This is a genomic window from Marinospirillum insulare DSM 21763 (assembly GCF_000686905.1).
Taxonomy (GTDB): domain Bacteria; phylum Pseudomonadota; class Gammaproteobacteria; order Pseudomonadales; family Halomonadaceae; genus Marinospirillum; species Marinospirillum insulare.
The window spans coordinates 58,701-70,529 of record NZ_JMLW01000001.1; the positions used below are offsets into that span (position 1 = coordinate 58,701).

Below are 11,829 nucleotides of genomic sequence, written 5' to 3' on the forward strand. Positions count from 1 at the left end.
ATCTAGCAGACAAGGTGGTTTGCAGCTTCTTGTTATGTTCAAGGGTTCATGTTCAAGGCTTCAAGGAGTCGTTAGTGAGTTCAGGGTCAATGAGTCAAAATACCATGCAAATTAAGCCAAACTACAGTCTTGCTGATTTAAGCAGTGAAGATTTACTGCAACGACTTGTACCACGAAGTCTTGCCACCCCTAATCAACTGCTTCGAAGCACCCTTTTACAAGCGGTAGACGGGTTCAATTTACAAGCAGTTTATCCAGCCCACTGTTTGCTTGATTTACAAAAACTCAATTCAGGTGGAACAGATTGGCGTGCTCGTTCGCCCGATTATCGACGTTCTTTACTAAGAGATTTAAAAATCCAGTCGCTGCCTGCCTTGCCAGGTATTTTATCTATGCCCTTGTGTGTTGACCTAAGCTATGTTGAAGGCGATTGGGTGTTTATAGAGTCGGGTAACCCAGAAAAACTCCTGCGTTTTACAAAAGAAGAATACCAATCACTAACGGAAGCGGCTGAAGCAGAGCAAGATAAGTTCTCGCTACCTTTAACAGAAACCAAACCTAATTTAGATCATCCCCATAGAGATGAAAGTGAAATACGCTCAGCCGTGGAAGCTATTACTCAGCAACGAGTCAGAGCACGTTTAAGTGAATCCATTGAAATAGCACCCCTGCCCTTAAGTTCACAACACCTATTAAGTTTAAAATCTAAAGAAGATGTAAGCGGCACAGAATTGGCCAATGTTATAGAAATGGACCCTAGCCTAGCTTCTCAAGTTATCAGTTGGGCTAATTCACCCTATTATGGTGCGCCGGGTAGCATTCGCTCTATACAAGATGCCGTTATTCGAGTGTTAGGTTTTGATTTAACCATGAACCTAGCCCTAGGTTTAGCCTTGTCTAAACAAATACGCCTACCTAAAGATGGCGTGCATGGTCATAAGCACTTTTGGCGTGATGCCCTATTGCGTGCCCTGCTGGTAGAAAAGTTCGTTAAAAAAATGCCGCCTTTGGCACGACCTTATACAGGTTTAGCCTACTTGGCAGGTTTGCTACATAACTTTGGTTACCTAGTATTGGCTGAAATTTTTCCGCCTTACTTTTCACTTTATTGCCGTAATCAAGAAGCTAACCCGCATGTACCCTCCATGTACCTTGAAAGGTTTTTGTTTGGTATTACCCGTGAACAAATAGCCAGTTACCTGTTCACCACCTGGAGTTTACCCAATGAAATGTGCATTGCTATAAGGCAGCAGCACAACCCTCATTACACAGGCGAGCATTTTAAATATGCTAACCTGCTTTACTTGGCAGAACAGTATTTACAACCTAGCTGGGAGCAGGGTTTAACACGCATTCCCTCAGCCGTATATGATCGTTTACAGCTAACGCCAGAAGATGCTTTAGAGGTAAGGCAAGAGCTAGAAGAACTGCCTAGTGATCAAATGGAAGACCTGGTTAGACTGCTAGACACTACTAAGCGCTGATTAATAGCTATAACACTGGTTGGTTAGTTGGCAGAAAAAAACCATGGAAATAACCGCTTTGCTAGGGAAAAACTAACCACCATGCCGCCATTTATACTGCTTTACGACTCATCTATTGAAGAAACAGTCGAAGACAAAATTCTACCTCTATTAAAAGAACCACCTAGCCTAGTTGCTTGGTCGGCTGGCGAAAAGCTTGCTAACTGGCCTGAAGGCACGCGTGTGGTGACTTACCTGCCTGATGAAGCGCTTTATGAATGCATTCCTTATGTAATTGAAAAAAAATGGGTGCTAGGCTTATTACCCCACCCTGAAATGAAAGAAGTAGCTAAAGGCTTTAAATTCAGCACCAGCCTAGATAAAGCCCTAAAAGAATTAGACCTAGCAGCCGAACCTTTAGCCGTTGACCAGCTTTACTGTAATGAAAAGCTGGTTTTTAACGCAGTCAGTATTGGTGATCCTTTTGGTTTACGTTCCTCTTCTAAAACTGAAAGCCTGAAATCTCGTTGGTTCAGGTTTAAGCGCTTGTTAGCTAGCCTTAATAAAGTTCGCCTAAGGTCTTTTACGTTAACCACGGACAAAGACAAAGTTTTAGAAACAGCAGCCTTAGGCATGGTAGCCGTTGATAGAGGCGATGCTAGTGCTTTTGCCCGTCGAGTGGTTGATGAAGTGCAAGCCGATGATTGCCAGCTGAACCTACTAATTTTATCACCACGCAGTTTAATGCAAGCCTTTAGCTTTTTGATTGCCTCAGTGTTTTTTGGCTTTTTAGGCGTTAATCGCCTTCCTAAATACCTAGGTGTAATAAAAAGCACTGGTGTAAAAATAGAAGCCAGCCAGCCGGTGACCTATATTGTAGATGGGCAAAAATATAAAAGTGACACCATCGAGTTAAAAGTTAAAGCAGGTGCACTAAACCTGCTAGGGAATTATTTGCATACGGGTGATCTGGCTAATAACAAAACCAGCGGTAAAGAATCTTTTAGAGTTAAAGGCTTGCCCACAGGTGAAGCTCGCCGTGAACTGGTTGCCTACCCTTTGCCCTGGATACATCATGCAGGCACGGATGAATTTAAAGATTTATTTCTAGTTTTAAAAGAAAACGCTAAAACCTCAGAGGCTTATTTAACTTTAATGGTGTTAGCTACTCTGCTAGCACTGATTGGTTTATTTGCTAACTCAGCACCCGTGATTATCGGTGCCATGATTTTAGCCCCCTTAATGTCGCCGATTATCTCTTTTTCTATGGGTGCGCTGAGGCAAGATGAACAGCTAATACTAGACAGTGGGCGATCCTTGTTCCTAGGAGTTGGCCTAGCTTTAGCCTGCGCAACAGTGATGACCTGGCTGATTCCGCTTTGGTCGATTAACGAACAAATTGCAGCAAGGCTTAGCCCAACACTGCTTGATTTAGGCGTAGCCATTATTTCTGGTATTGCAGGTGCCTATGCTCACTCACGCGCAGAAGTGGCTAAAAGCTTGGCTGGTGTTGCCATAGCCGTAGCCCTAGTTCCGCCTTTAGCTGTTGCAGGTATAGGTATAGGTTGGTTCGATTGGGCAGTCTTTTGGGGTGCTTTCTTACTCTTTTTAACCAACTTGGCAGGCATAGTTTTAGCGGCTGCCCTCACTTTTATGGTGTTAGGCTTTAGTCCTTTTAAGCTGGCGCGTAGAGGTTTAATTATTGCATTAGTACTAGTTGTGCTGGTGAGTATTCCTTTAGCCAGCAGTTTTGTGCGCATGGTGAATGAGCATGGTTTAACTAGCCGTTTAGAAGGACAGGTGTTTGCTAGCGTAACCTTAAAGGAAGTTAGCGTGAAACCAGGTGATGTTTTGTTAGTGTCTGCTCGTTTACTGGCTTCAGAACCAATCGATTTAGCGGAGCTAGACCTGATAAAGCAAGCCATAGAAGATGATTTGCAACAAGAGATACGCTTAGAGGCAACTTTAGTATTGGTGCGTTAGCTTATTGAGTTAAAATGCATGTAAGCTTAGAAGTACAAAGAATAAAGCAACAAAGACGTTTCCACTTAGAAGGAATTTTATAATGCTATCGAAGTTAACTATGACTCGGAAGTTAATTTTTACACTCTTCCCGCTAACGCTAGTGATTTTCTTAGGAATCATCCAATTTATCCATGTGACTATAGATAAAGCGGTGACCGAGAAAGCAATCATTTCTACTGAGGAGCTGGCTTTAGCTGAAGGTGAGCGAATTGTAGATAATTTAATGACTCGTTTAGGCGGCATAGAAGATTTAGTTACAGCAGTTAAAACAGTTGAGCAGTTCCCTGCCATGCAGCGGCGTAAAATTATTAATAGTTTTTTAAAGTCACACTTAGAAAACTACCCTAACATGCTGGGAACTTGGACTATTTGGGAGCCCAATGCACTCGATAACCTTGATGTGTTTTATCAAAATACCGAAGGTCACGATGCCACCGGGCGCTTTGCTTCCTACTGGGTTCGCCATAAAGGCCAGATTTTAAACGAAGTCATTGTTGGCTACGATGCAGTGGATGCCGATTATTATCAGGTAGCTAAACACACACGCAAGTCAGCTATTATCGATCCCTACATCTACGAAATAGAAGGCGATCAAGTGCTCATGGGTTCGGCTGCGGTACCCATAATTATAGATGGCGAGTTCCTAGGTGTTATGGGTTTTGACTTTAAAGCAGACAACCTGCAAAAGTTTGTGGGCGGTACCAAGCATTACGGCGGTGTATCAGCCTTATTTGGTCAACAAGGTATCATTATTGGTCACCCAGACCCCAGCCGTCTAGGTAAAAACATGCTAGATACAGAGCAGGACTTTATGGGCGATGAGTTACAAGCCGCCACTGATGCCGTTAAAGCAGCTCAACCCTATACAACCCAAATGTATAACGACTTATTTAATGAAAACGCTTTAATTGTTTATGTTCCTATTCCTTTAGGGAAAACAGGCAGCCACTGGTCTTTTGCTATGGCCATGCCTATGAGCGAAGTGCTTAAAGATGTGAATGCCATTGTTCGACAGGTTGTTTTTATTGGAATTGCTGGCTTAATTGTTTTAATGGCAGCTATGTATTGGCTGGCGCGAAGTATTGCACGTCCAATTGAAGCAGCGGCTGCAGCGATGGAAGACGTTGCCAGTGGTGAAGGCGACCTAACTCGCCGTTTAGCAGTAACGGGTAAAGATGAAGTCTCGCGCCTTAGTGTTGCTTTTAATACCTTTGCTGAACAAGTAAGAACAGTGATTGCTCAGCTAGCAGATCATAGCCAAACCCTAGCCAGCACTTCAGCTCAGTTAGAGCATACCAGTGGCAGTGCCTCGCAAGGTGCAAGTCAGCAGCGTAGTGAAATAGACCAGGTTGCAGCGGCAATGGATGAGCTAACAGCAACGGTACAAGAAGTGGCTAATAGCGCTCAACGTGCCTCTGCTGCTACTCAAGCTGGGCGACAAGACGTTGACGAAGGCAGCAAGGTGATTGAAAGTGTAGCTAGAACCATTAGCGGCCAAGCGGGCGAAGTTGAAAAAACAGCACAAAAACTAGCTGAATTAGAAGGCGCTAGTAGTGAAATTGAAGAAGTGATTACTACTATTCAAGCCATAGCAGAGCAAACTAACTTGCTGGCATTAAATGCTGCTATTGAAGCTGCTCGTGCAGGAGAGCATGGGCGAGGTTTTGCTGTGGTTGCTGATGAAGTTCGCAGCCTAGCCAACCGCACCCAAACCTCAACGGAAGAAATTAGCTCAACCATTGTAAGATTACAGACCATGACCGCCGATGCTGTTTCAGCCATGGGTGTGAGTAAAAATCTTTCTGAAGAAAGCGTAGAAAGTGCCAATGAAGGTTTAGCTGCCTTAGAAAAAATTGCTGAACAAATGCGCCAAATAGAAGATATGAACCTACAAATAGCTTCTACTACTGAACAGCAGTCTGCTACTACCGAAGAGTTGGCGCGTAATACTAACCGTATAGGTGAGCTAGCCGATGAAGCCACACAGGGTGCGAATGAAACATCCGAAGGCAGCCAAGCAATAGAAGCTTTAGCTAAAGAGTTAAATAACCTAATAGGTCGTTTTAAATACTAACTTTGTAATACCCAGGTGTTTAATGCAGCAACTCAGTACACAAAAACGCTATGCCACCCTAGAAGCAATGGGTACTCGCTTATGGGTACCTCGCTTTCAACTGCCCGGTGCTGCAACCAGCCAAGCTTGTGACTGGCCAGCACCCGTCAAGAAGTCCAGTGCACGAGAACGCCTACTAGAGCAACAAGCAGCTACACTAGCGCAAGAGACAGCAGCTTCAGCTCAGCCAAAAAGCCAGCCACTAGGTCCGCAGTTAGATCAACCAGCTGCCGAGCCAAATTTAGCAGCTCAACCTCTAGCTCAAACAAGCCAACAGCCCTTGCAGCCAGCAGCAGCTCCCTTGCAAGTGGTTGAGCCGCTCTATGCCGATGTTTGGCTGTTAGCGAATGGCTGGCAATTAGTTATGGAAAACTTAACCGGTCAACCCGGTTTGCAAGAAGTGGATATCAAGCTATTACACAACCTTTTGGTCGCCCTCTACCCAGGTGGGCTAGGCATTATTGGGCAGCAGTTTTTTAGTTGGCCTTTGCCGGGTATCCCTATAGAGGCAGGTAATGAAGGCGAGTTAAATATGAGCTTGCTCGCTTTTTTAACCGGCGCCCGCTTTCAAGGCGTGCAACTAGCTGGTTGTTTAGTTTTTGGTGAGCGGTTGCAAAGTCTAATGAGTAAAGCTGCTTCTAGTTTAAGAGTGTTCCCAGCCCCTTCCCTAAGAGAGCTTCAACAAAGCTCCACCGCAAAACAAGCCTTTTGGCAGCAAGCAGGCAGCTCAGGATTAAGAGCCAGCTTCGCTAGCTCTCCGGTTATTTTATAAATATGAGTTTTGAACAGCTAAATTTATCTAACTTGTTAGAAGTGGTAGAGCTAGCCGAAAGGTCTGATCCTTATGCTTGGCCAGAAGAGCAATGGCGATCTAGCCTAAGAAATGACTGGGTTATTGCCAAGCGAGAAGCAGGCAAATTAGTAGGCTTGTTAGTTTTACAAGCTAGCTTTTTTGAAACCGAACTGCTTTACCTGCTAGTTGCACCAGAAGCTAGGCGCCAAGGTGTAGCTGGCAAACTGCTAGATAAAAGCCTAGAAGAGAGCAAAGAGCTTAATGCCGAGCGAATGTTGCTAGAGGTTAGAGTGTCTAACCTAGCAGCCCTAGCGCTTTACACCAACAAGGGGTTTGTTAGGGAAGGACGACGTAAAAATTATTACCCCCTGCTAACCGAAGATCAATCAACTGAAAGCAGGGAGCGGGAAGATGCTTTATTACTGACACACTGGTTTATAGAAAAACCAGACTAGCTTTAGTCTTCAAGTGTTTCATCTTCTAGGCTAGCTGATTCATCTTGCGCAGTGGCTTCTAGCTCACTAAATTTACTCAGCAGCTGACCAAGCCTAGCTTCCCAAGCTTGTTTTTCATTTCTAAGGATCGTATTTTCCTGCTTTAACTCATCCATTTCCATGCGTAGCATTTCTAGAGAGTCAAGCGTGGTTTGAACCTTCGCTTCTAATTGATTTAGTAATTCCAGGCTCATAAAATACTCCTGCATAAAATATGTAAAATAGTTCAGCTAAACGCCAAAGCTTTGTTATCTAGTGTAGATCGGGGCTATTAAAATCATTTTTATGACTTAACGCAACTGTATTCTTTCTTCTACAGGAAACTAAAGCATATCTTTGAACGGGTTAGACAAATTTAGATTCACTTTTTGTGTATAGCCGGGTATTTCTAGCTCGTCAGCCGTAAATTTAAGCTGCTCACCATCTAGCACATTCACACCAAACTGGTAATTCAGATTAAAGCGCCCTGCCGTAAAGTCAGCATCATGCTGTTCGCTATTGGCTAGAGTGTGTTCTAACAAAGTTTCATACTTTTGTATAGCTTTAGCACCATGTCGACGCGCTAACATGCTTTGTGTAACCTGGGGTGATAAAACCAAGGCACTGGCATTATTGCCACCGAAACCCTTAGCATTTAAAAGCGCCATATCCATCGCTTCTTTGCCAATTTCTTCATGCTTATTGCTAAGTTTTAAGTTTGAATCTTCAATATCGCTAGCAAAATTATCCACCGTGGTAATGCCTGGTAACCAACCCTCAGCCCAAGTACCTAAGGCGCTCATCATTTGATCACCACCAGCAGTACCTTGAGAGTGCCCCACATAAGCTTTAATAGCGGCTACTGGCCAAGCGCTGATACCCATTGCCTTGGCAACTTCATTAATAACATGGGATTCAGTGGTACGATTTTTAGGAGTGCTAGTACCATGCGCATGAACATAGCTACGCTCTTGCAGTGACTCTTCACCTAAGAGGCTTCGACCCAAGGCAGCAGCTTTGGCTAGGGTTAAATAGTTACCAATACCTGGAGCAGAAATAGAACGCTTAAAGCCATCGGCATTAGCAAACACCTCGGGTACAGAACCTAAAATTTGCGCACCCGTATTCACTGCTAAATCATCAGCCACTAATAAAATAAATTGTGCAGATTCAGCAATAGTAAAGCCACAGTTATCAGCAAAGGGGCGGCAAGCGCGGCGATAATGAGCATCGGTGAGCTGCTCAACACTATCTAGGTTACGCAAACTAGTGTTGTCGGCCAAAGCACCCATGGCACGAAAGCCTTCGATAATTTCTGGCGTAACAGGCGCATCAGAAGTACCCACCACGGCAATTTTTATACGCCCAGAACGAATACCATTAGTGGCCGCTTGTAAGTTATACAAGAAGGTTGCACAAGCACCCAAGAGTCCACTAGATTGCCCTACATTGCCCAGCATATAAGCGTTAATAAAGTCGGCAGTCATTTGAGCATAGCCTAAAGGCATTTGCTTAGAGGTAGTTCGCTTACCGATAACTGGGTTTTGTAACAAACCGCCCCAGCCCTCTTGGTCTAGTTGGCCTATGGAATTACTAGCAAATACACCAACTTGATCAGGGTGAACCTTAGCCGCTAAGTCTTGCCAAACAAGGCCACTTTGGCCAAGCAGGTCTGATACACCAAAAACAGCCATTTGCAAGGCGCGGGGATGGTTAGCACTACGGTAATGAGCGCCCGGATTAAAACCTGTAGGCAACATGCCCGCTGCTTGTACTAGCGCTTCTCTTGGGTCTGAAATAGTAAAGTCTTGTGGGCCAGTAATGGTGACTTCAACTTCTGTGGCGGTTAAGTCTCTTAGTTGCCAGTTAGCAGGAATACGCTCGGGAAGCTGGCGCTGACGTAGAGTGAACCTAAGGGGCTGATCGTGTGTTTGTAAAGTAAGAGCGCGTCTGCCAGGTTGGGCATGAACATCAAACCAGTTTGGGTGAATACGGCGAATTAAAGAGTCATCAAGTAGCTGCTGTTGGTAGCGCTCAAGCAAAACTGCAGCAGTTAACCTGTCACCTTGAGCCGTTAACCATTCATCGGCAGCCGTTTGTGTCGCTAGCCCACTTAAACTGGCTAAAGACAACAAGCTGGCTTTCTGTTGGTTTTGTGAAAGCTCACTAACTATTAAGCGTTTAAATGCGTGGTGTCCCGATGTGCGTCCTGCTGGGCTGACGCCGCCCATACCGATAATGACTGGAAGGTGTGACAAAAGACTATCCTCAGGATAAAAAATTCTGCATAGCTTAACACTATATTAAAGCAACCTTAATTCTCTTGCTCTAGTTAAAGCTTGAGTTCGTGAACTGACATCGAGTTTACGCAGAATATGACGTATATGTGTTTTAACTGTATGAAGTGAAATAAATAATCTTTGAGCGATTTCTTTATTTGCTAAACCCTCAGCCACCAATATTAGCACTTGTTCTTCTCTGACTGAAAGCTCCTCTAGCGGGCGAGTTGGGTCTTTGCTAGCAACATTGCTAGAAAGATTAAGCTGACCCAGCAAATGCTGTACAAATTTTAAACTGCTAGAGCCTTTAGCTAATTGTTCTTTCAAGGGTAGTAATAACTCTAAAAGGCTTTTATCAGCATTTAAAAAAGGCATACAAAAGTTTTCTGGCTCTGCAAGTTGCAAGGCTTTACGCAAAGTGGCCAAGGCCTCTTTAGTTTGGCGGCTATGTTTAAGTGCAAGGGCTTGGTGTACCAATAAAAACACCCCAGCTGTTGGGTAGCTGGAAGTAAGGTTTAATTGTTCATTTAGCAGTATTAAGGCTTGATCATAATGGCGGTGGCTCATTAAAGCTCGGCTATAAAGCAGATAAAGTAACTGGTTTTGTAAAGGCAGTTGCACTAAGGCAGGCTCAGGCTCTTTATCAACTAATTGCTGTAGCCAGGTTAAAGCTAGGTCTAATTTACCTTGATCTAACCAAAGACTGGCTTTAAAAGCTGTAATCATCGGCTGCCAGCTAACCGAAGCTGGGTATTGTAAATGCAGTGCTTTTTCTGCTTCTTCTAACCAGTCAAAAGCCGAAGTTAAATTATGATTAGAACGAGCCACAAGGGATAAAATTAAATAACCACTAATTAAATGCTTATCACCACTGGGTTGTAAAAATGCTAGGGCTTCTTCTAGTAGCTGAGTGGCTAAAGCTGCCTTGCCTTGAAGCCAATAAAGGTAGCCTTGCAACAGCATTAACCTAGCCCTGGGTAAGGGTTGGTTACTGGGAAGCTGTAAAGCTTCATTTAATAAGTGTTCAGCTAGCTTTAAATGACCTTTGTTTACCTCTAAGGTAATTTGGTCATAGGCTAAAAGCTGTTGTAGCTCTGGGCTTTTAATTTGCTGAGCCAACATCTGAGCTTCACGGTTAAAGCCTCTGGCTGCACGCAAGTGGTTACGAGAGGTATGCCAGCTAGTAATTAAATGTAGGGCATGAATTGCAATCTCTGGTTTGTTTTCTCTTAGTTCTGGGTAGAGGGTGAGCGCCTCTTGTATTGCTTGGTCATTTTTTTGTTCACTCACCAATAAAAAACAGTTAATTAACCTGGCCTCGGCTAGTGAAGAAAACTCACTGGCATGTAAAAGGTTGCTAGCAGCCTGAGTTTGGTTGGCAAATAGCAAAGCCCAGCAGCTAATAAAAGTTAATGCTTCGGATGAGGTAATTACTTTTATATCCAGTGCATTACGCCAAATTAAGAATTGGCTAGGGTCTAGGCTGCGTAATAAGTGACTGGCTAGCTTTTGCATATAAGTGGCAAGCAAATCGGTTTCTTTGGCTAAAAAAGCCTGTTGAGCAGCAGGAAAAAACAAACCTCGTATAGCTAAGGCCTGAGCTGCACGCTTATGAAAAAGCAAAGTTTCAGTTGAGGCTGGGCTGGTTTTTTGAAAGACCATTTTAGCCAACAAAGGATGCAGCCTAAACCAAGGCTCAGGATTAATAAAATCGGTTGATTTAACGCATTTGGCCGCAGCCGAACAGGGCAGAATTAACCCGACTGCGGCTAGGCGCCAGAGGTCTTGCTCGGTAATTGTGTTAGCAGTGAGTTCGGTTAATAACTCTGCACTAGCTGCATCAAGTGAAGCTAACCAAGCCAATAGCTGCTCTTGCTGGTCTGTTAAAGAGCCAAGCACCTCTTGCTGTAAAAAAGGCCTGACTAGGGCAAGGCTGGTGGTTATATCCTGGCTATTGCTTTGACAAATAAACTTAATGGCTGCAGGCCAGCCGAGGGTGATCTGCCAAATGCTAGTGACAGATGAAAGGTGGATGGTTTTGTTAAGTTGTTGTAATAGCTGCCTAATTTCATCTTGGGTAAAGTCTAAATCATTTCTTTGGATTAGGGTTAGCTGGTCTGTTAGCTGCAAAGGAGTGAGTTGCTTTAAAGGCAGGTAAGCACGACTTGCAATAATTAAACTCAGCTTACTAGGTAGGGCTTGTAATAAGAGGTCTATAAGATTAAGTACGGCTAAATTAGGCTGGTCAGAAGGGCTAAGATTTTCTGCTGCATCTATTACTAACTGGCTGTTACTTTTAAGCCCGGTCTTAATTTCTTCTATTAAAGGTAAAAGCAGTTGTTCTAAGCTACCAGAAGGGTTAGCAGCCAAGCTTTCTAGTGTTGCTTCACCCAGCTTATTAGAAAGTTCACCTAGTTGGCGCAGGCTCTTAACTAAGCCATAAATAAAACTAGCAGGGGTGAGTTGGCTAGAAGTTAAATTGAGCCAAGCAATGGGCAGTCTTTGACTGTTCTTCCACTGTGTTAGTAGCAAGGTTTTGCCACTACCTGCTGGCGCTAATACTAGGGTTAAACGACAGGCTGCAGCCGTTTCAAGCTGGCTAAGAAGGCGGTCACGCACCAGAGTTTGGGCTGGCATTTTGGGGGGAGAAAAACGAAAAGAAAGTAAGCTGTTGGTCATTTAA

The 11,829-nt window shown here is 44.0% G+C and carries 8 protein-coding genes; 5 read left to right on the forward strand and 3 right to left on the reverse strand.

Annotated elements, in window-relative coordinates:
• The first annotated feature begins 74 nt into the window (after positions 1 to 74).
• The 5 genes from BP27_RS14690 to BP27_RS14695 all read left to right on the forward strand — a co-directional run bounded on the left by BP27_RS14690 (position 75) and on the right by BP27_RS14695 (position 6,849).
• Positions 75 to 1,484, forward strand: coding sequence for an HDOD domain-containing protein (locus BP27_RS14690; RefSeq protein ID WP_150112000.1), 1,410 nt, complete (start codon positions 75 to 77; stop codon positions 1,482 to 1,484).
• A 27-nt stretch (positions 1,485 to 1,511) separates the two neighbouring features.
• Positions 1,512 to 3,446, forward strand: coding sequence for a TIGR00341 family protein (locus BP27_RS0100345; RefSeq protein ID WP_051610041.1), 1,935 nt, complete (start codon positions 1,512 to 1,514; stop codon positions 3,444 to 3,446).
• Between the two features lie 82 nt (positions 3,447 to 3,528).
• Positions 3,529 to 5,562 (forward strand): methyl-accepting chemotaxis protein, encoded by a 2,034-nt coding sequence (locus BP27_RS0100350; protein WP_027849844.1) that lies wholly within the window; start codon positions 3,529 to 3,531, stop codon positions 5,560 to 5,562.
• Positions 5,563 to 5,584: 22 nt separating this feature from the next.
• A complete protein-coding gene (locus BP27_RS0100355; RefSeq protein ID WP_027849845.1) occupies positions 5,585 to 6,373 on the forward strand; it encodes a hypothetical protein in 789 nt (262 codons plus the stop codon).
• 2 nt (positions 6,374 to 6,375) lie between these two features.
• On the forward strand, positions 6,376 to 6,849 hold the full coding sequence (locus tag BP27_RS14695; protein ID WP_051610046.1) for a GNAT family N-acetyltransferase: 474 nt from the start codon (positions 6,376 to 6,378) through the stop codon (positions 6,847 to 6,849).
• Positions 6,850 to 6,851: 2 nt separating this feature from the next.
• Here the strand turns inward: BP27_RS14695 and zapB are convergent, their stop codons facing one another.
• The 3 genes from zapB to BP27_RS0100375 form a co-directional block, all read right to left on the reverse strand.
• Entirely contained in the window at positions 6,852 to 7,082 is a 231-nt protein-coding gene (zapB, locus tag BP27_RS0100365) for a cell division protein ZapB (protein ID WP_027849846.1), read from the reverse strand.
• 129 nt (positions 7,083 to 7,211) lie between these two features.
• Complete coding sequence (locus tag BP27_RS0100370; RefSeq protein ID WP_027849847.1) at positions 7,212 to 9,125, reverse strand: beta-ketoacyl synthase; 1,914 nt, start codon at positions 9,123 to 9,125, stop codon at positions 7,212 to 7,214.
• Between the two features lie 45 nt (positions 9,126 to 9,170).
• A complete protein-coding gene (locus BP27_RS0100375; protein WP_027849848.1) occupies positions 9,171 to 11,825 on the reverse strand; it encodes a LuxR C-terminal-related transcriptional regulator in 2,655 nt (884 codons plus the stop codon).
• Positions 11,826 to 11,829: the final 4 nt, after the last annotated feature.

Coding starts and splice junctions, on each gene's coding strand:
- BP27_RS0100375 (WP_027849848.1), bottom strand. CDS start 11,825: ATGACCAACAGCTTACTTTCTTTTCGTTTTTCTCCCCCCAAAATGCCA.
- BP27_RS14695 (WP_051610046.1), top strand. CDS start 6,376: ATGAGTTTTGAACAGCTAAATTTATCTAACTTGTTAGAAGTGGTAGAG.
- BP27_RS0100350 (WP_027849844.1), top strand. CDS start 3,529: ATGCTATCGAAGTTAACTATGACTCGGAAGTTAATTTTTACACTCTTC.
- zapB (WP_027849846.1), bottom strand. CDS start 7,082: ATGAGCCTGGAATTACTAAATCAATTAGAAGCGAAGGTTCAAACCACG.
- BP27_RS0100355 (WP_027849845.1), top strand. CDS start 5,585: ATGCAGCAACTCAGTACACAAAAACGCTATGCCACCCTAGAAGCAATG.